Genomic DNA, 20,111 nt, shown 5'->3' with positions numbered 1-20,111 from the left:
GACCTATTCCGCCGCTTCCAGCTTTGCGATGCGGCGGCTCTGCTTGGCCTGCTCGTCATAGTCGCGCTGCCATTCCGACGGGCCGTTGGACGCGCCGACCTGCACCGCCGTCACCTTGTATTCCGGGCAGTTGGTCGCCCAGTCGGAGAAGTCGGTGGTGATGACGTTGGCCTGCGTGTCCGGATGGTGGAACGTCGTGTAGACCACGCCGGGTGACACCCGGTCGGTGATCAGCGCACGCAGCGTCGTCTCGCCCGAGCGGCTGGTCAGCCGGACCCAATCGCCATCGCGCAGGCCGCGGTTCTCGGCATCGTGCGGATGGATTTCCAGCCGGTCCTCCGAGTGCCACATGACGTTGTCGGTGCGCCTGGTCTGCGCGCCGACATTGTATTGCGACAGGATCCGGCCGGTGGTCAGCAGCAGCGGGAAGCGCGGCCCGGTCCGCTCGTCCGTAGCAACATATTCGGTGCGGATGAACTTACCCTTGCCGCGCACGAAACCATCGACATGCATGATCGGAGTGCCGAGCGGCGCCTTCTCATTGCAGGGCCATTGCACAGATCCGACACGGTCGAGCAGCTCGAAGGAGACGCCGGCGAAGCTCGGCGTCGTCTTGGCGACCTCGTCCATGATCTCCGAGGGATGCTGATAATTCCAGTCCAGCCCTACCGCGCGCGCAAGCTCCTGCGTCGCCTCCCAGTCGGCGTAGCGCGCCTTGGGCTCCAGAACCTTGCGCACCATGTTGATGCGGCGCTCGGCGTTGGTGAAAGTGCCGTCCTTCTCCAGGAAGGTCGAGCCCGGCAGGAACACATGTGCGTAGTTCGCCGTCTCGTTGAGGAAGAGGTCGTGCACGACGACGCATTCCATCGCAGCGAGGCCGGCGGCAACATGCTTGGTATCAGGATCTGACTGAAGAATGTCCTCGCCCTGGATGTAGATGCCCTTGAACGTGCCGTCGACGGCGGCGTCCAACATGTTGGGAATGCGCAGGCCGGGCTCGTCGTCCAGCTTCACGCCCCACAGGCTCTCATAGATGTCGCGCACGGCTTCGCCGGAGATGTGGCGATAGCCGGGCAGTTCGTGCGGGAAGGAGCCCATGTCGCACGAGCCCTGCACGTTGTTCTGGCCGCGCAGCGGGTTCACGCCAACGCCTGGCCGGCCGATATTGCCGGTGGCCATGGCGAGGTTGGCGATCGCCATCACCGTGGTTGAACCCTGGCTGTGTTCCGTCACGCCCAGGCCATAATAGATCGCGCCGTTGCCGCCGGTGGCGTACATCCGCGCAGCACCCCTGATCAACTCGGGATCGACGCCGGACAGCTTGCCGACGATTTCGGGGCTGTTTTCCGGCAAGGCGACAAACGAAGCCCAATCCTGGAACTCCACCCAGTCGCAGCGCTCGCGGATGAAGGCTTCGTTGAAAAGACCTTCGGTGACGATGACATGCGCCAGCGCGGTCAGCACCGCCACATTGGTGCCGGGCTTCAGCGGCAGGTGATAATCCGCCTCGATATGGGCCGACTTGACCATCTCGGTGCGACGCGGATCGAGCACGATCAGCTTGGCGCCCTGGCGCAGCCGCTTCTTTAGTCGCGAGGCGAACACCGGATGGGCGGAAGCGGGATTGGCGCCGATGATGACGGCGACGTCGGTGTAATCGACGGAGTCGAAATCCTGCGTGCCGGCCGAGGTGCCATAGGTCTGGCCGAGACCGTAGCCGGTCGGCGAATGGCAGACGCGCGCGCAGGTATCGACGTTGTTGTTGCGGAAGCCTTGCCGCACCAGCTTCTGGACGAGATAGGTCTCCTCGTTCGTGCAGCGCGAGGACGTGATGCCGCCGATTGCGGTGCGTCCGTACTGATACTGGATACGACGGAATTCCTTGGCTGTGTGAGCGATCGCCTCTTCCCAGCTCACTTCGCGCCAGGGATCGCTGATCTTTTCCCGGATCATCGGCGACAGGATGCGGTCCTTGTGGGTGGCATAGCCATAGGCGAAACGGCCCTTCACGCAGGAATGGCCGTGGTTCGCCTTGCCGTCCTTGTACGGCATCATGCGGATGACTTCGTCGTCCTTCACCTCGGCCTTGAACGAGCAGCCGACGCCGCAATAGGCGCAGGTGGTGACGGCCGAGCGCTCCGGCATGCCCTTCTCGAGCACCGTTTTCTCGCGCAGCGCATCGGTCGGACAGGCCTGCACGCAGGCGCCGCAGGACACGCATTCGGAGGCGATGAAGTCCTCGTGCATGCCGGCGACCATGCGCGATTCGAAACCGCGGCCCTCGATGGTCAGCGCGAAGGTGCCCTGCACCTCCTCGCAGGCCCGTACGCAGCGCGAGCAAACGATGCATTGCGCCGGATCATAGGTGAAATAGGGGTTAGACTCATCGCGGGCGATGTAGTCGACCGCCAGCGAACCATGGCCGGGCGCGACGCCGTTTTCCTTGACGTGGTTGCGGCCCTCGACGCCGAAGCGGTTCTCGGTCAGGCCGACCGACTTTGCCACCGCGTCGAACTCGCTGGCGCCGGTGCCGGCTTTCTCGTTCCAGCCGGTCGGATGGTCGGATATGTAGAGTTCCATGACACCGCGGCGAATAGCGTCGAGCCGATCGGACTGCGTGCGCACCACCATGCCTTCGCCAACCGGCGTCGTGCAGGACGCCGGCGTGCCGCCGCGCCCCTCGATCTCGACCAGGCAGACACGACACGAACCGAACGAATCCAGCATGTCGGTGGCGCAGAGCTTGGGGATCTCGACCCCGCCTTCCATCGCGGCGCGCATGATCGACGTGCCCTCCGGCACGCTGATGCTGCGGCCGTCGACGGTCAGCGTGATCTGCTTTTCCGCATTCGATTGCGGGGTTCCGTAGTCGATCTCTTCGACGAGCGGCGGGAAGTCGGCCTTGATGTTCATCTGCCAGCTCCTATTCAGCAGCCACGCGCGCCGGCGCGGGCTTGAAATCTTCGGGGAAGTGGGTGATCGAGCTCATCACCGGGTAAGGCGTGAAGCCGCCCAGCGCGCACAGCGACCCGAACTTCATCGTGTTGCAGAGGTCGGTGACCAGCGCGAGGTTCTTCTCCGGCTCGATGCCGGCCGCGAGCCTGTCAATGGTCTCGACACCGCGCGTCGAGCCGATGCGGCAGGGCGTGCACTTGCCGCAACTTTCGATGGCGCAGAACTCCATGGCGAAGCGCGCCTGCTTCAGCATGTCGGCGGTGTCGTCGAAGACGGTGATGCCGGCATGGCCGATCAGACCTTCCTTGGCGGCGAAGGCTTCATAGTCGAACGGCGTATCGAACAGGCTGCGCGGGAAGTAGGCGCCGAGCGGTCCGCCGACCTGGACCGCCTTCACCGGCCGGCCGGTCGCGGTGCCGCCGCCGATATCATCGACGATCTCGCCCAGCGTCATGCCGAAGGCCGCCTCGAACAGGCCACCTTGCTTGACGTTGCCGGCAATCTGGATCGGGATGGTGCCGCGCGAGCGGCCCATGCCGTAATCCTTATAGAAGGCGGCACCCCTGTCCATGATGATGGGCACGGAGGCCAGGCTGATGACGTTGTTGATCACCGTCGGCTTGCCGAACAGGCCTTGGATCGCCGGCAGCGGCGGCTTGGCGCGAACGACACCGCGCTTGCCCTCCAGGCTGTTCAACAGCGAGGTTTCCTCGCCGCAGACATAGGCGCCGGCGCCGACGCGGATTTCCATGTCGAAGGCATTGGGGGAGCCCAGCACATTGACGCCGAGCACGCCGGCCTTGCGGGCGACCTCGACAGCCTTGTTCATCGTCGCCACCGCATGCGGATATTCCGATCGGATGTAGACAAAGCCCTTGGTCGCGCCGGTGGCGATACCGGCGATCGCCATGCCTTCGATCAGCACGAAGGGGTCGCCTTCCATGATCATGCGGTCGGCGAAGGTGGCGCTGTCGCCCTCATCGGCGTTGCAGACGATGTATTTGCGGTCGCCGGCAGTATCCAGCACCGTCTTCCATTTGATGCCGGTCGGGAAGCCGGCGCCGCCGCGGCCACGCAGACCCGAGTCCGTCACCTGCTTGACGATGTCGGCGGGCGCCATGGCCACGGCATTCTGCAGGCCCTTCAGCCCGCCATGCGTCTTGTAGTTGTCGAGCGACAGCGGGTCGATGACGCCGCAGCGCGCAAAGGTCAGGCGCGTCTGCTTGGCCAGGAACGGGATCTTGTCGGGCGCGCCCAGCCAGCGCTTGTGATGGCCACCCTTGAGGAAGCCGCAGTCGAACAGGCTTTTGACGTCGGAAGGCTTCACAGGCCCATAGGCGACGCGGCCCTCAGCGGTCGCCACTTCGACCATCGGCTCAAGGAAATACGCGCCTCGCGAACCATTGCGCACGATCTTGGCCTCGATGCCGCGTTCGGCCAGTTCCGCCCGTATAGCCGTGGCAACCTTCTCGGCGCCGAGCGCCAATGCGCCGGAGTCTCCGGGGATATAGATGCGGGGGATCATGAGCGCACCTCCGCGACGATCTCTTCGATCTTCTCGTCATCGATCCGCCCGATCACCTCGCCGTCCAGCATCGCCGACGGCGAACAGGCGCAAAGCCCGAGGCAGTAAACCGGCTCCAGCGTCACCGACCCGTCGCGGGTCGTCTCGTGGAAACCAATGCCCAGCAATTGCTTGATCTTGGCGGCGACGGCATCCGAGCCCATCGACTGGCAAGCCTCCGCCTGGCAGAGCTTGAGCACATGCCGTCCGGCCGGCTTGGCGCGGAAATCATGATAGAAGGTGACGACGCCGTGCACTTCGGCCCGCGACAGGTTCAGCCCATCGGCGATGATCGGCAGCGCGTCGTGCGGCACATGGCCGAACTCTTCCTGGATGCCGTGGAGGATCGGCAACAGTGGACCTTCGAGGTCCTTTAACTCCTGGATGATCGCCGCCGTGCGCGACGCGATCTCGGTACTTGCAGGCTGCATCGTCATGCAGCGCCCTCCCTGGTGGTAGCTTTTTATCGCTAAGTCTTTACAAAATCAGAGGAAACCCGCGGAATCAATAAAGCTGTTCCGTTGTTCGATAGAAATCTTCTATCGATGGCATCCAGCCAGCATTGTCTAGCTCAACGTCGGGTGTGGAAATCGTCCGCCAGCGCCATCGCCTCGTCCAGCAGCGCCGAGACCAGCGGCGTGTGCGGCTCGCGCGGCGTTGCCACCAGCCCGACGGTGTGGCTGGCGTCGGGCTCGACGATGGGGATGGCCCGGATCGGCTCGGAAAAGCCGAATGTTTCCGCAAGGTTGAGCGGCATGATCGATGACCATTTTCCGGTGCGGATATGGGAAAACAGCACGATCATAGAATTCGATTCCAGCGTCGGCCGCACCTGCACGCCGGCCTCGGCCAGATGCTGGTCGATGATGCGGCGGTTCTGCATGTCCGGCGTCAGCAGGCAGAGCGGCAGCTGGCTGAGCTCGGCCCATGTCACTTTGTCGCGGTCGGAATAGGGGTTCCCAACCGCGGTGATCAGCTGGTAGCGCTCATCATAGAGCGGCACGCTGGTCACCCGCCCGAGCGGTTCATTGTCGAGATAGGTGATGCCGGCGTCGATGTCGAAATTGCCGAGCAGCGACAGCACCTCGATCGAGGTGCGCGACAGCACCGAGAAGGTGACGCCGGGATGCTTTGCCCGAAACGGTGTCGTCAGCCGCGCCACCATGGCCAGTGCGGTTGGAATGGCGGCGATGCGGATGCGGCCGGAAAGGCCGTGGCGCGCCGCCCGCATCTCTTCTCTCATAGTGCGTGTGTCGCCGACGATGCGGCGCGCCCAGACCAGCACCTGCTTTCCCTCGGGCGTCAGCCCCTGGAAGCGCGAGCCGCGCAGCACCAGCATCACCCCGAGCTGGCCCTCCAACTGCTTGATCCCGGCCGAAAGCGTCGGCTGGGTGACGCCGCACAGCTCTGCCGCTCGCCCAAAATGCTCTTCCCTGGCCAGCGCGATGAAGAATTCCAGCTTGTCGATCATGGGCGAAAGCTAACCGGCGCGAGGCGGCTACGCCAGCCGGTGCTGGCGCCCCTTACCCAAAATCGCCTTGTGCACACGAGATCGCGGCCGAAACCTACCTGTCTACAAGGTTCAGGATGTTGCCGTCTGGATCCTTGAACCAGGCGACCTTCATCCCGTAGCCGACATGGATATCGCCCTCCAGCGTCAGGCCGGGCATGTCGTAGTGCTCGAAGGTAACGCCCTTCGCCTTTAGCGCCTTGACGACATTGCCGATCTCATCGCCAACCATCCAGGTCACCGCCGTCGCCTTGTTGGTTCCGGCAAATTGGGAATGATACACGTTGATGGCGGTGTCGCCGCTTTTGTACACGATCAGTTCGCCGCCCTCATCATGCACCTGTTTCAGGCCAAGGGTCCCCTCATAGAAGGCCTTGGCCCTTGCCAGGTCTTTCACCGCCAGATTGGCCGTCGCGTTGCTGTTTGCGAGCATGGTCGTCTCCTTCCGAGACTGTCGGTCTTGCTGGTCATTGAAATAGGTCGCTCCGATCGTTTGACGACTGTCGGCTGGCCCAATTGCTGGCCGCACCGGCATTCGATCATCTGGAAGACGTTTGGCGGGGATGAAGTCCGACAGGACCCGTCGTTTTTACGGGCGCGCCAGGGCAGCCATTGCTCCACGGCTTGGTTCTGTCGGGGAACTGCATTATCTCAGGCGCAAGCTGCGTAAGGAAAAACTGCCATGTCAGTCACCAAGGAAATCGTCACCGAGCGCCTGAAGACGGTCAACGGGCCGGACTTCACCGGCAACATTGTCGACCTCGGCATGGTTTCCGAGATTTTCATTGCCGATTCCAAGGTCTTTTTCTCGATCACCGTCCCAGCCGCCCGCGCCCAGGAGATGGAACCGCTGCGCGCCGCCGCCGAGCGTGTCGTCAAGGCGATCCCCGGTGTCGTCGGCGCCGTGGTCGCACTGACGGCGGAAAAGAAGGGTGGCGGCATGGAAGCCTCGGTGCCGGCGCGCCCCGCCCCCAGGCCTGCGCCGCCGGCCGCACCTTCTGCCCCGCGGCCTGCTCCCCACGCCCCTGCATCGCAAAGCCAGGGAAAACGCGGCGTGCCCGGCATCGAGGCGATCATTGCGGTGGCTTCCGGCAAGGGCGGCGTCGGCAAGTCGACCACCGCCGTCAACATCGCGCTTGGCCTTGCCGCCAATGGCCTGCGCGTCGGCGTGCTCGATGCCGACATTTACGGCCCGTCCATGCCGCGGCTGCTCAACATCCATGGCCGGCCGCAGACTGTCGACGGCAAGATCCTGAAACCGATGGAGAATTACGGCCTGAAAGTCATGTCGATGGGCTTCCTCGTCGACGAGGAGACGCCGATGATCTGGCGTGGGCCGATGGTGATGTCGGCGTTGACGCAGATGCTGCGCGAGGTCGAATGGGGCCGGCTCGACGTGCTGGTCGTCGACATGCCGCCCGGCACCGGTGATGCCCAGCTGACCATGGCCCAGCAGGTACCGCTGGCTGGCGCCGTCATCGTCTCGACGCCGCAAGATTTGGCCCTGATCGACGCCCGCAAGGGTTTGAACATGTTCAAAAAAGTCGACGTGCCGCTGTTGGGCATCGTCGAGAACATGAGCTATTTCATCGCCCCCGATACCGGCAAACGCTATGACATCTTCGGCCATGGCGGTGCCCGCCGCGAGGCCGAGCGTCTCGGCGTCACCTTCCTCGGCGAAGTGCCGCTCGAAATGGGCATCCGCGAAAGCTCGGATGCCGGCACCCCGGTGGTCGTCTCGAAGCCGGATGGTCCCGAGGCGAAAATCTACCGCGATATTGCCGGAAAGGTCTGGGACCGGATCAATGAAGAACGCGGCGCGGCGGCAGCTGCGGTGCCGAGCATCGTCTTTGAATAACTGCCTTAGGCTGCGCCGACCTTCTCGCCAAAGCTCGAGAAAAACTGGCCGGCCAGTTTCTTCGAGGTCGATTCGATCAGCCGGCTGCCGAGCTGGGCGATCTTGCCGCCGACATCGGCCTTGGCGGCGTATTTGAGGATCGTCGCATTCGGTCCATCTGATGTTAGCGTCACGTCGGCGCCGCCCTTGGCGAAGCCGGCGATGCCGCCCTTGCCTTCGCCCTGGATCGTGTAGGAGTTCGGCGGGTTGAGGTTTTTCAGCGTCACCTCGCCGTTGAACGTCGCCTTGATTGGCCCGATCTTCAGCACCACGGTCGCCGTCATCTCGGTCGGTGATTTCATGTCGAGGCTCTTGCAGCCGGGAATCGTCGCCTTCAGCACTTCGGGGTCGTTCAGTGCTTCCCATACTTTTTGCAGGGGTGCGGCGATGCGTTCCTCGCCTTCGATCACCAAAGCCATCAAAATCTCCCCGAAAAGACAGGTCCGAAGCCCTAGCGCAGGGGCGCTGATATGTCTATCGCACCAAAGTGCGGGTTCGGACCGCGGGTGCCCCTTGCCTGCATCCGCGCGTTGTCATATCGATTTGTCCTACAAATATGGAGACCATGATGGCCGGCGCCCCCACCAGAAAGAAGAAATTTCGCTCGCAGGAGTGGTTTGACAACCCAGACAATCCGGGGATGACCGCGCTTTATCTGGAGCGCTACCTGAATTACGGGCTGACGCGCGCCGAACTGATGTCGGGCAAGCCGCTGATCGGCATTGCCCAGACCGGCTCGGACCTGTCGCCCTGCAACCGCCACCACATCGAACTGGCCAAGCGCGTGCGCGAGGGCATCGTCTCGATGGGCGGCATTCCTTTCGAATTCCCCTGCCATCCGATCCAGGAAACCGGCAAGCGGCCGACCGCGGCACTCGATCGCAACCTTGCCTATCTCGGCCTGGTCGAGATTCTCTATGGCTACCCACTCGATGGCGTCGTGCTTACCATCGGCTGCGACAAGACCACGCCCGCGCTTTTGATGGCCGCGGCCACCGTCAACATTCCGGCCATTGCTCTGTCGGTTGGCCCGATGCTGAACGGCTGGCACAAGGGCAAGCGCACCGGCTCCGGCACCATCGTCTGGGAATCGCGCCAGCGCCTGTCGGCCGGCGAGATCGGCTATGACGAGTTCATGGACATCGTCGCGTCCTCGGCGCCGTCCACCGGCTATTGCAACACCATGGGCACCGCCACGACGATGAACTCGCTGGCCGAGGCGCTCGGCATGCAATTGCCAGGCTCCGCCGCCATCCCCGCGCCCTACCGCGAGCGTGGCCAGATTTCCTACGAGACCGGCAAACGCATCGTCGAGATGGTGCATGAGGATCTGAAGCCGTCCGACATCATGACCAGAGAGGCGTTCGAGAACGCCGTCGTCGTCAATTCGGCCATTGGCGGCTCCACCAACGCGCCGATCCATCTCAATGCCATCGCCCGCCATCTCGGCGTCAAGCTTGACAATGACGATTGGCAGGCGATCGGCCTCAACGTGCCGCTGCTGGTCAACCTGCAGCCGACCGGCGAGTATCTCGGCGAGGACTATCACCATGCCGGCGGCGTGCCGGCCGTGGTGGCTGAGCTGATCAAGGGCGGGCTGTTGCCGCATCCCGGCGCGCGCACCGTCAACGGCAAGTCGATCGGTGAGAATTGCGAGGGCGTCGCCAACGAAAATACCGACGTCATCCGCTCCGTCGCCAAGCCGCTGAAGACCAATGCCGGTTTCATCAACCTTAGAGGTAATCTGTTCGATTCGGCGATCATGAAGACCAGCGGTATCTCGCCCGAATTCCGCGAGCGCTATCTGTCCAACCCTGCGGATCCCGAGGCCTTCGAGGGCAACGCCATGGTCTTCGACGGTCCGGAGGATTACCACGCCCGCATCGACGATCCGGCGCAAGGCATCGACGAACACACCATCCTGTTCATGCGCGGCGCCGGCCCGATCGGCTATCCCGGTGGCGCCGAGGTCGTCAACATGCAGCCCCCTGCCTATCTCATCAAGAAGGGTATCCATGCGCTGGCCTGCATCGGCGATGGCCGCCAGTCGGGCACGTCGGGCTCGCCGTCGATCCTCAACGCCTCGCCGGAAGCTGCCATCGGGGGCGGCTTGGCACTGCTGAAGACCGGCGACCGTGTGCGCATAGACTTACGCAAAGGAACCGCCGACATCCTCGTCACCGACGACGAGATCACCCGGCGCCGCGCCGAACTGCAGAACAATGGCGGCTACCACTACCCCAAGCACCAGACGCCGTGGCAGGAGATCCAGCGCGGCATGGTCGACCAGTTCTCGGCCGGCATGGTGCTGAAGCCGGCGGTGAAATACCAGGATGTCGCGCACACCAGCGGTGTGCCGAGGGACAACCACTGAGCGGCGGGTTCCGCCGAGCAAGCCGCCGGCCGGCAAGGCTGTTATGGGCGGCAATTGCCGTGGCAGCCTCGCTCGTGCCGTCGGTTGCAACTGCAACCGACTTTCCCGTGACGGCGGACGGCTGGACGGTCGCCGTTGCGGAACGCTGGTGCAACGCGACCAACCGTGATCCGGTTGAATTCGCTGCAACGCCCTACAACGGCCTGCAATTTGGCCGCACCCGCGACTCGGAGCGGATCGTCATGCGGGTCTTCCTGTGGCCGGGCGCCTTCAAGGAAGAGGACGTGCCGGTCACGGTGACGCTGCAGCTCAAGGGCGTCGACCAGCCGCTGGAAATGACAGCCATGACCACGGTCGATTATATCGCCGACATCGACAACGCGCTGACGGCGGAAGAGCAGAAGGCGATCGCCGATGCCGGGTCGATGACGGTGCGCGTGACCGGCGTCGAACAGCCGCTCACCTTTCGCACCGAAGGTCTCGCTGGAGCGCTGCGGCTGCTTGAGGAATGTGCCAGGACGATCAAGCAGGGGTGAGTCCTATTCGGTTTCTTTCCGAACGCGCGGTTCCCATATTGATTGGGAAACGGACAGGACCATCGATGACGACACGACGCTCTTCGCTCGGATTTCTCGGAATGTTCGGCCGCTCGGGCGACCTCAGGGAGTTCGACGCGGCGTTGCGTGGCGCCGATCTTCATCCCGCTTTGGTGCCGGAGGGCGTAAAGCTCACCATCGTCAACCTGATGAAGGATCACTGGCCCGAAGAGCCGCCAGCAGACGCCTATCGATCCGTGGCGCAACTGTTCAGCTACTGTATCGCCGGGCCGGAAACATTCGAGCAGGCCAATGGCTCTGAAAGCAGGCTGGACGCGGAACGCCGGATCGAGGCGGCACTCGAGGCCGGCGACAGTTTCGATGCGCAAATCGTGCTGATGACGCTGCATGCCAAGCTCATCAGCGCCGAAATCGTCGAGCGCTACGGGCTGAGCGCCGACTGACTACCCGGCAGGGCTGGTTCACCCGCCCATATTGCCGCGCGGCAGCTTGATCATCTCGCCGAAGCGGGCGCGCAATTTGTCGTCGATCGCCTTTGGCACATGGCGCGGGAAGCGCTCGGCGAGGATGCGTTTCTTCTCGATGATGGCCCGCTGCAGGATGTCGGGCCTGCCCTTCTCGTTCCATTCCTTCGGCGAAAAGCGGTCGCCGACGGCCGGGTAGAAATATTCGGTCTGCATCAGCCGCAGCGTCTGCTCGTTGCCGAGATAGTGGCCGGGCCCCTTCAGGCAGACATCGGCGATGGTGTCGATCGACAGCGCTTCGTCGGTCACCTCAATGCCGCGCACGCAGCGCAGGCAGTGGCCCAGCATGTCATTGTCGATGATCAGGCTTTCCAGGCAGAAGCCGAGCAGCGAGGCATGCATGCCGGCCGATTCGTAGACCAGGTTGAGGCCGGCAAGGCCGGCCATCACATCGGTGATGCCCTTTTCGTAGCCGGACTGGATGTCGGGCAATTTCGAATCCGTCATGCCGGCGGCCGAACCGCCCGGCAGATCATAGAATTGCGCCATCTGCGCGCAGGCCGCGGTCAGCACCGCCTGCTCGGCCGACCCGCCGGACATGGCCCCGGTCCTGAGATCGGAAACGAACGGCCAGGTGCCGAAGATCGCCGGATGTCCGGGCTTGATGGCGTTGACATAGATGAGGCCGACGAGCACTTCGGCCACCGCTTGCACAACGGCGCCGGCAATCGCCGCCGGCGCCGTTGCGCCGGCCTGGCCGGCCGACAAAAGCAGGATCGGAATGCCGCCCTCGACGCAGGCTTCGAGCACGCCGCAGGCGTCCTCGGCGAATTTCATCGGCGGCACGACGAAGCAGTTCGAGTTCGACACGAACGGCCGGGCGCGGAAATTCTCTTCACCGCCGGCGATCGCGTAAAGCATCTCCAGCGCCGGCTGCACATTCTCGCGCACCGTAAACGAGGTCCCGACATGCTTGGAGGTCCCCATTACGCAGGCGTAGAGCGTGTTGAAATCCATATCGAGTGGATCGGGAATATCGCGCGGCACCATCGGCCGCTGGAAGAAATGGATGTTGTCGAGCCCCTCGACGATGCGGGCGGCGTCATAGATGTCCTGCAGCAGCGACTCGCGGTATTCGCGCTTTTCGACATCGACAAGATGCACGGCAGCGCCGGCGGTGCCGTAATGCACGCGCTTGCCCTTGATCAGCATGTCGTGCCGGGGATCCTGGCCGTGCAGGGTGAAATGCCGCGCCGCTTTCTTGATCGTGTCGAGGACAAGGCCACGAGGAAAGCGCAAACGGCCATCGTCGCCAAGCGTAGCGCCGGCCTTGGTCAGGGCCTCGATGCAGGAAGGAATGGCATTGGCGAAGCCGACCGTCTCCAAAAGGGTCAGCACCGCCTCGTGGATGCGTTCCTGGTCGTTCTCGGTCAGCGGTCCGTAGCTGCCGCCTTCAAGGCCGGCGCGCACCGGCCTGATGTCGTCGGCGAGCGGTGCCGCCCGCATAGCGCGGCGCGCTTCGCGCCCGCCGGAGCGTCGCGAACGTTGGTCCGTCGACGCTTCCTGCTTCTCAAGAGCCACTGACATGGGAGGCACTCCACCTTTAGCTGCGAAGCGGGAGGCGGTGGTTGGTCCACCATCGGCCTGCTTCGTCCCCTTTATGCCTCCGACTATGCCGCCGACATTGGCACAGCCTATGGGCCAACGGCCCCCGTCGCATATGCCAGAGTGCTAAAGAAAAACGGGGCCGTTTCCGGCCCCGTTGCAGATCCGGATTATCAGGCCGCTGCCGGTCGACGCCCGGCCGCAGTCGCCAACTCGCGGATCCCGGGCTCGATGTGCTGCAGCGCGATCGAGGAAATGCCCAAGCGCATGAAACGCGAAGGTTTTTCGTTGCGGTCGAAGAAGCGATCGCCGGGTTCGATGATGACGCTGCGCGAGGCCGCTGCCTCGGCCAGCCCGCGAGAATCGGTGCCGCGCGGCCCTTCGAGCCAGAGCGATGTGCCGCCGGCGGAATCGGTCGAGCGCCATTCCGGCAGGAAGGCGGAAATCGCATGGACCAGACGCTTGCGCCGCTCGTCGAAGGCGCTCGACAGACGCCGCACCAGCGCCTCGTGATGGCCAAGCGACAGGAACAGCGCAACGGCGCGCTGGTTGTTGGCCGGCGGATGGCGCAGCATGAAGCGGCGCAAGGCGCGCAGTTCGGAGATCAACCCGGCAGACGCGACGATGTAGCCAAGCCGCAGGCCGGGAGCCAGCGTCTTCGACATCGAGCCGACATAGACGACGCGGCCGGAGCGATCGAGGCTCTTCAGCGCCTGCTGCGGCGCCTCGTCGAGAAGCTGGCTGTCATAGCCATCCTCGATGATGATCTGGTTGTAGCGGTTGGCGCGCGCCAGAAGGTCCTGCCGCCGCTCCGCCGACAGCGGCACCATGGTCGGGCAATGGTGGCTCGGCGTGACGAAGACGAAGCCGGAATCGTTGGGAATGGAAGAGGTTACGATGCCGGACTGGTCGACCGGAACCGGCTGTATCTCGGCGCCCGCCAGCCGGAAAATGCTGCGCGCGTCGGGATAGCCGGGATCTTCCATTGCCACTTTGGAGCCCTTGGTCATCAGCAGCGTGGCCAGCATGTAGAGCGCATTCTGGGCGCCCAAGGTCACGATGATCTCGTCCGGATTGGCAAAGATGCCGCGCCGCGGCAGCAGCCGCGCCTGGATCTGTTCGATCAGCAGCGGATCGTCGCGATCGACCATGTCTGAGGCCCAGTTGCGGATTTCGAGCACGGCCAGCGCCATGCGGTTGCACTCGCGCCATTCGGCGGTCGGGAACAGCGCCGGGTCGAACTGGCCGTAGACGAAGGGATAGGACGACTTGATCCAGTTGTCATGCTTGGCCGGCGGCGGCATGTCGCTGGCGGCGATCTGCCGGCGCGCCTTCCAGTCGATCTCATTGGCCTGGTCGGGCGCCTTCTGGTGCGGCTTGGCCGGTGTCGCCAGCACGTCGGGATTGACGAAATGGCCACGCCGTTCGCGCGCCACCAGGAAGCCCTGGTCGACCAGCTGCTGGAAAGCCAGCACCACGGTGCCGCGGGCGACACCGAGCTTTTCGGCCAGAATCCGGCAGGACGGAAGCGGCATCGAAGCGGCAATTTGCCGGTCGAGGATGGCGGCGACGATCGCCTGGCGGATCTGCGCCTGCAGGGTCTGACCGGATTCCGCCGAAATCCGGAACAGGCCGGACCATATGGCCGTGTCGTTACGCTGTGGCATGGAAGATGTTCCTCGATGGCCAACCTTTTTTGCTTGGTTGGACCAGCCGAACGTAACCGTGGTACAAGGGGTTGCGCCAATCAATTTTTCTGATCTCTGGGATTTATGCCAGTGATCCATCGCGCGACGCGCAGCGTCGTCGCGTCGTCACGCATCCCACCGCTGCATCCCCCGCGCGACGCGCAGCGTCGTCGCGCCTTCCGACGCCCGCGCGCCATCCCGTCATGCTGCACTGCGTCATCCCCGCATGACGCAACTGCGTCATCCCTCCGCATTGAAACGAATGGAATTCGGCTCAATACAATGGCGCGACGACACGCGCCGGAAACATCCGGTCTGATAAGATGTGTCGAAAAGCGCCAGGAGCCCGCCAGTGGATCAATCGTCCTTCGACAAACAGCTCGTCGCTTTGCGCGAACACCGCGCGGCGGCATCCGGCAGCATGCGCGAGGCTTTCGCCGCCGATGCCAAGCGCTTTGAAAAGTTCTCCGCCACTGACGGCGACCTGTTGCTCGACTGGTCGAAATGCGCGGTCGATGCGCAGACCATGGCTATGCTGGAGAAGCTGGCCGGCGCCGCCGATCTTGAAGGCCGCCGCGCCGCGATGTTTTCCGGCAAGAAGATCAATTTCACCGAAGATCGCGCCGTGCTGCACACGGCGCTGCGCACCCTCAGCGGCAAGGGCGTCACGGTCGACGGTCAGGACGTCAAAGCGGACGTGCTGGCCGTGCTCGACGCGATGGGCGCTTTCGCCGACGCGGTGCGCTCGGGCAAGGCGGCCGGCGCCACCGGCAAGAAGATCACCGATATCGTCAACATCGGCATTGGCGGTTCCGACCTCGGCCCGGCCATGGCGACGCTGGCACTGGCGCCCTATCACGATGGGCCGCGCGCGCACTATGTTTCAAACATCGACGGCGCCCATATCCACGACACGCTGAAGGGCCTGTCCGCCGAAACCACTCTGTTCATCGTCGCCTCGAAGACCTTCACCACGGTCGAGACGATGACCAACGCCGAAACAGCGCGCAAATGGGTGCAGAAGGCACTCGGCAAGGACGCCGTCGGCAAGCATTTCGTCGCCGTCTCCACCGCGCTCGACCTGGTGGCGAAGTTCGGCATCGCAGCCGACCGCGTGTTCGGTTTCTGGGACTGGGTCGGCGGCCGCTACTCGCTGTGGGGCGCGATCGGCCTGCCGGTGATGATCGCCGTTGGGCCAAGGAACTTTCGCGCCTTTCTTGATGGCGCGCATGACATGGACGAGCACTTCCGCACCGCGCCGCTGGCGAAAAACCTGCCGGCGCTGATGGGGTTGATCGGCTGGTGGCATCGGGTGATCTGCAAATATCCGGCCCGCGCCGTCATCCCTTACGACCAGCGTCTGTCCAGGTTGCCGGCCTATCTGCAGCAACTCGACATGGAATCGAACGGCAAGAGCGTCACCCTCGACGGCGGCCCCGTCACCACGCCGACCGGCCCGCTCGTCTGGGGCGAGCCCGGCACCAACGGCCAGCACGCCTTCTTCCAGTTGCTGCACCAGGGCACTGATGTCATCCCGGTCGAATTCCTCGCGGCGGCCATCGGCCACGAGCCGGACCTCCGGCATCACCATGATCTGTTGCTGGCCAACTGCCTGGCCCAGTCGGAAGCGTTCATGAAGGGCCGCACGCTGGAGGAAGCCCGCGCGCAGATGTTGGCCAAAGGCATGAAGCCGGCCGATGTCGACAAGATCGCGCCGCACCGTGTCTTCTCCGGCAACCGGCCCTCGGTGACGATCCTCTACAAGAAGCTCGACCCGCGCACCTTTGGCCGGCTGGTCGCGCTCTATGAGCATCGCGTCTTCGTCGAAGGCACGCTGTTCAACATCAATTCCTTCGACCAGTGGGGTGTCGAACTCGGCAAGGAACTGGCGACCGGGCTGCTGCCTGTCGTGGAAGGCAAGGAGAATGCCGCAAAGCGTGACGCTTCGACGGCCGGTCTGGTGGGACACATCCACCAATTGCGTGGCTCGGAGTGAAGAGTTTGGCGGACATCAAGGGAATTCTGTTCGACAAGGACGGCACGCTTGTCGACTTCAATGCGACATGGCTCGGCATCGCCGATTTCATGGCCATGGACGCCTCCGAAGGCGACCGCTGGAAGGCCGACAGACTGCTGGCGGCGGCAGGCTTCGATTTTGCCACCAAGCGCTTCAAGCCCGATTCCATCTTTGCGTCGGGCACCAACATGGATGTCGTCGAATTGTGGTTTCCGCGCCTGTCCGACGAAGACCAGATGCTGGCCGTCGCCCGCTTCAACGAGATCACCTCGGTGAAAGGCTCGGCAATGGCGGTGGCGCTGCCGGGCATCGTCGAGTCGCTGACGGCGCTGCACAGGAAATCCTACCGGCTCGGCGTCGCCACCAACGATTCGACCAGCGGCGCGGAAAAAACCTTGCTGACGCTGGGCGTCGCCCAGTTGTTCGATGCCGCCTATGGCTACGACGCCGTGGCCAATCCGAAACCGGCGCCGGACACGATCCTCGCCTTCTCAGACCTGACCGGCCTGAGGCCGGCACAGATCGCCATGGTTGGCGACAACCGCCACGACCTCGAGATGGCGCGGGCCGGCGGCTGCGGCCTGGCGGTCGGCGTGCTCTCCGGTACCGGCACGCGCGAATCGCTGTCGTCGATCGCCGACGTTGTTCTAGATTCGGTTGCCGATCTGCCGGCGTTTCTGTCGGAGCGGGTCAAGGAGACGATCTGACGGGCTCAAACGAAAAGACGCCACTCGGCTTGGTCGCCGCACCCTTTGCGTCGCCGAAATCCGCCACCTGATATTCGGCCAGCAGCCGCAGCCGGGACTGTGGCAGATCGTTGCGGCGGGGATCGCCGACCAGCACCTCGATGCCGGCTGCCAGGCAGCGGTCGAGGAACGGAGTGACGCGTAGTGCAACCTCACGGCCGTAGAACACGTCGCCTGCAAGCACGAGGTCGACCGCCGGTGGCGGGCCCGTGGTGATATCCATGTCGACAATGGTGATCGTGACGCCGTTGGCTGCGGCATTGAGACCGATGGCGGCAACGCCGTTGCGGTCGATCTCGGCCGCAATCACCGCGCGGGCTCCGGCCTTTGCTGCAGCGATGCCGACCAGGCCTGAGCCGGCGCCGAGGTCGAGCACGCGGCGGCCGGCCACACTTTGCGGATGGTCGAGTATATAGCGGGCAAGCACCGCGCCGCCGGCCCAGACATAGGCCCAGTAGGGCGGCTGCGGCTCTGGCGCATCGTCGGCTGGCGCGACCGCATCGTCGTCCGCGTCGGCGCCTCGGTGCGGGTCGGCAAGCCGCCTCAGACCGCTGCCTGGATGAGCCGTGTAGAGTTGGATTTCAGGAAGCGCGGGAACGGGCGCAAGCCGCAGGTTCGCTTCGACGAATGTTGCCGGGTCGGGACGCCGACCATCGTCCGCGATCCCGCCGCAACCAGGGCCATCGTTCGAAATCGTGCCTATCCTCGCAACGCCCGCCGCAGGATCTTGCCCACCGGCGTCTTCGGCAGCTCGGTCCGGAATTCGATGTATTTTGGCCGCTTGTAGCCGGTCAGGTTCTCGCGGCAATAGGCGATCAGCGCCTCGGAGGTCAGGTTCGGGTCCTTCTTGACCACGAACAGTTTTGGCACCTCGCCCGAATGCTCGTCCGGCACGCCGATCGCCGCCACTTCGAGCACGCCCGGATGCATCGCCACGACTTCCTCGAGCTCGTTAGGATAGACGTTAAAGCCCGAGACCAGGATCATGTCCTTCTTGCGGTCGACGATCTTGGTGTAGCCGCGCTCGTCCATGAAGCCCATGTCGCCTGATTTGAAGAAACCGTCCGGAGTCATCACCTTGGCGGTCTCGTCGGGCCGGTTCCAGTAGCCGGCCATCACCTGGGGCCCGCGGATGCAGATCTCGCCGACTTCACCGAGCGGCAGATTGTTGCCGTCGTCGTCGCGGATGGCGATCTCGGTCGAGGGCAGCGGCAGTCCGATCGTGCCGGTGAAATTGCCGTCGCTGAACTTGTTGGCGGTGGCCACCGGCGACGTCTCAGACAGGCCGTAGCCCTCGGTGATCGAGTTGCCGGTCAGCGCCTTCCAGCGTTCGGCGACACCCTTCTGCACCGCCATGCCGCCGCCCAGTGTCAGGATCAGCGGCTTGAAGTCGAGCTTGCGGAAATCCTCATTGTTGAGCAGCGCGTTGAACAGCGTGTTGAGGCCGGGAAAGATGTGGATCGGGTATTTCTGCAGTTCCTTGACGAAGCCGGGAATGTCGCGCGGATTCGGAATGAGGACGTTCTGGGCACCTTGCTGCATGCCCATCAGCGCATTCACCGTCAGCGCGAAGATATGGTAGAGCGGCAGCGCGCAGATGAAGTTGGGATGCGCCGGCTTTGGCTTGATCGCGTAGGCGTCGTCCATCCACAGCGTATTCTGCGCGACATTGGCCAGCACATTGCTGTGCAGCAGCGTCGCGCCCTTGGAGACGCCGGTTGTGCCGCCGGTATATTGCAGGAAGGCGACATCTCCGGCCGCCACCTTGGCGGGTTTGAAGGCGATACCCGTACCGGCCTTCAAGGCGGCGTTGAACGCGATATGGCCGGGCAGCGACCAGGCCGGCACCATCTTTTTCACGCGGCGCACGACGAAATTGACGATGGTCCCCTTCAGGCTGCCCAGCATGTCGCCCATCGTGGCGACCACGACATGCTTGACATCAGTCCTGGCGATCACGGCTTGCAAGGTGTTGGCAAAATTTTCGAGGATGACGATGGCTTGCGCACCAGAATCCTTGAGCTGGTGCTCGAGCTCGCGCGGCGTGTAGAGCGGGTTGATGTTCACCACGATGTAGCCGGCGCGCAGGATGGCCATCATCGCCACCGGATACTGAAGCACGTTCGGCATCATCAGCGCGACGCGCGCACCCTTCTGCAATCCCTTCGACTGCAGATAGGCGCCAAAGGCAGCCGACTGCCGCTCAAGTTCGGCGTAGCTGATCAACTTGCCCATGCAGATGAAAGCCGGCTGCGCGGCAAACTGTTTGCAGGCGGCCACCAGGAAGTCGCCGATGGAACTGTAGGGCAGGGTGCCGATCTCGGCCGGAACGACTTTCGGATAGCTTTTGAGCCACGGTTTTTCCGGCAGTCCGGCAGTCAGCGCCGTGAGTGCCTTCGGCAATCTCTTGGCCGGAGTCGCTGCGGGCTCTGCCGCCGCTTTCACCACTGGCTTGGTCGCTGCCGGTTTTGTTGCGGTTGCCGGCTTCCCAGCGGCAGGCTTGGCCACTGTTTTCGCGACGGACTTGGCGCTTGCCTTGGCAGGTGCAGTCGTCGCCTTTGGCTTGGCCGGCGCAGCTGCTTTGACGGATGAGGCTTTGGGCTTGGCCGTGGCAGCAGCAGCTTTGGGAGCTGCCTTGGCCCCCGCTTTCGCGGCCGTTGTCTTTGTTGCTTTTGCCATCCGTGCCTCCCTCGGTCGTTCCACTGCATGCTCCATGCCGCACCGCCTCTGAATG

The 20,111-nt window shown here is 63.8% G+C and carries 16 protein-coding genes; 6 read left to right on the top strand and 10 right to left on the bottom strand.

Annotated elements, in window-relative coordinates; genetic code table 11:
- Window positions 1-3: 3 nt before the first annotated feature.
- The 5 genes from fdhF to AC1DXN_RS09065 all read right to left on the bottom strand — a co-directional run bounded on the left by fdhF (window position 4) and on the right by AC1DXN_RS09065 (window position 6,462).
- On the bottom strand, window positions 4-2,913 hold the full coding sequence (gene fdhF, locus AC1DXN_RS09085; protein WP_477275601.1) for a formate dehydrogenase subunit alpha: 2,910 nt from the start codon (window positions 2,911-2,913) through the stop codon (window positions 4-6).
- 10 nt (window positions 2,914-2,923) lie between these two features.
- A complete protein-coding gene (locus tag AC1DXN_RS09080) occupies window positions 2,924-4,480 on the bottom strand; it encodes a formate dehydrogenase beta subunit (protein WP_477275599.1) in 1,557 nt (518 codons plus the stop codon).
- Window positions 4,477-4,956 carry a formate dehydrogenase subunit gamma gene (locus tag AC1DXN_RS09075; protein ID WP_477275597.1) on the bottom strand — a complete coding sequence of 160 codons (480 nt, stop codon included), beginning with the start codon at window positions 4,954-4,956 and terminating at the stop codon, window positions 4,477-4,479. Before AC1DXN_RS09075 ends, AC1DXN_RS09080 begins: the two co-directional genes overlap by 4 nt.
- A 134-nt stretch (window positions 4,957-5,090) precedes the next feature.
- Window positions 5,091-5,990: a LysR family transcriptional regulator gene (locus tag AC1DXN_RS09070; protein WP_477241378.1), complete on the bottom strand. Its 900-nt coding sequence runs from the start codon at window positions 5,988-5,990 to the stop codon at window positions 5,091-5,093.
- 94 nt (window positions 5,991-6,084) lie between these two features.
- Window positions 6,085-6,462 (bottom strand): VOC family protein, encoded by a 378-nt coding sequence (locus AC1DXN_RS09065; RefSeq protein ID WP_477275595.1) that lies wholly within the window; start codon window positions 6,460-6,462, stop codon window positions 6,085-6,087.
- A 249-nt stretch (window positions 6,463-6,711) separates the two neighbouring features.
- On the opposite strand from AC1DXN_RS09065, the gene AC1DXN_RS09060 reads away from it, so the two are divergent.
- Window positions 6,712-7,887, top strand: a complete 1,176-nt coding sequence (locus AC1DXN_RS09060) for an Mrp/NBP35 family ATP-binding protein (RefSeq protein WP_477275593.1) — start codon at window positions 6,712-6,714, stop codon at window positions 7,885-7,887.
- Between the two features lie 5 nt (window positions 7,888-7,892).
- Here the strand turns inward: AC1DXN_RS09060 and AC1DXN_RS09055 are convergent, their stop codons facing one another.
- A complete protein-coding gene (locus AC1DXN_RS09055) occupies window positions 7,893-8,345 on the bottom strand; it encodes an SRPBCC family protein (protein ID WP_477275592.1) in 453 nt (150 codons plus the stop codon).
- Window positions 8,346-8,494: 149 nt separating this feature from the next.
- Here AC1DXN_RS09055 and AC1DXN_RS09050 point away from each other — a divergent pair, with 149 nt between their 5' ends.
- The 3 genes from AC1DXN_RS09050 (at window position 8,495) to AC1DXN_RS09040 (ending at window position 11,300) form a co-directional block, all read left to right on the top strand.
- On the top strand, window positions 8,495-10,300 hold the full coding sequence (locus AC1DXN_RS09050; RefSeq protein WP_477241386.1) for an IlvD/Edd family dehydratase: 1,806 nt from the start codon (window positions 8,495-8,497) through the stop codon (window positions 10,298-10,300).
- A gap of 59 nt (window positions 10,301-10,359) precedes the next feature.
- Window positions 10,360-10,836: a hypothetical protein gene (locus AC1DXN_RS09045; protein ID WP_477275590.1), complete on the top strand. Its 477-nt coding sequence runs from the start codon at window positions 10,360-10,362 to the stop codon at window positions 10,834-10,836.
- A gap of 65 nt (window positions 10,837-10,901) precedes the next feature.
- Window positions 10,902-11,300: a hypothetical protein gene (locus tag AC1DXN_RS09040; protein WP_477275588.1), complete on the top strand. Its 399-nt coding sequence runs from the start codon at window positions 10,902-10,904 to the stop codon at window positions 11,298-11,300.
- Window positions 11,301-11,318: 18 nt separating this feature from the next.
- On the opposite strand, the gene AC1DXN_RS09035 is transcribed toward AC1DXN_RS09040, so the two are convergent.
- Window positions 11,319-12,908 carry a trimethylamine methyltransferase family protein gene (locus AC1DXN_RS09035; RefSeq protein ID WP_477275586.1) on the bottom strand — a complete coding sequence of 530 codons (1,590 nt, stop codon included), beginning with the start codon at window positions 12,906-12,908 and terminating at the stop codon, window positions 11,319-11,321.
- 191 nt (window positions 12,909-13,099) lie between these two features.
- On the bottom strand, window positions 13,100-14,593 hold the full coding sequence (pdxR, locus tag AC1DXN_RS09030; protein ID WP_477241394.1) for a MocR-like pyridoxine biosynthesis transcription factor PdxR: 1,494 nt from the start codon (window positions 14,591-14,593) through the stop codon (window positions 13,100-13,102).
- A 373-nt stretch (window positions 14,594-14,966) separates the two neighbouring features.
- Between pdxR and pgi the strand changes: the two genes are divergently transcribed.
- Window positions 14,967-16,610: a glucose-6-phosphate isomerase gene (pgi, locus tag AC1DXN_RS09025; RefSeq protein ID WP_477275584.1), complete on the top strand. Its 1,644-nt coding sequence runs from the start codon at window positions 14,967-14,969 to the stop codon at window positions 16,608-16,610.
- A gap of 5 nt (window positions 16,611-16,615) precedes the next feature.
- On the top strand, window positions 16,616-17,338 hold the full coding sequence (locus tag AC1DXN_RS09020; RefSeq protein ID WP_477241398.1) for an HAD family hydrolase: 723 nt from the start codon (window positions 16,616-16,618) through the stop codon (window positions 17,336-17,338).
- On the opposite strand, the gene AC1DXN_RS09015 is transcribed toward AC1DXN_RS09020, so the two are convergent.
- Window positions 17,322-18,071 (bottom strand): class I SAM-dependent methyltransferase, encoded by a 750-nt coding sequence (locus AC1DXN_RS09015; protein ID WP_477275939.1) that lies wholly within the window; start codon window positions 18,069-18,071, stop codon window positions 17,322-17,324. The two genes, AC1DXN_RS09020 and AC1DXN_RS09015, sit on opposite strands and share 17 nt — an antisense overlap.
- Before the next feature lie 5 nt (window positions 18,072-18,076).
- Window positions 18,077-20,056, bottom strand: coding sequence for a long-chain-fatty-acid--CoA ligase (locus tag AC1DXN_RS09010; RefSeq protein WP_477275582.1), 1,980 nt, complete (start codon window positions 20,054-20,056; stop codon window positions 18,077-18,079).
- Between the last annotated feature and the right edge of the window lie 55 nt (window positions 20,057-20,111).

The sequence above is a fragment of the Mesorhizobium sp. P2_H9 genome (assembly GCF_056403215.1).
This window is presented reverse-complemented; position numbering and strand designations above follow the sequence as displayed.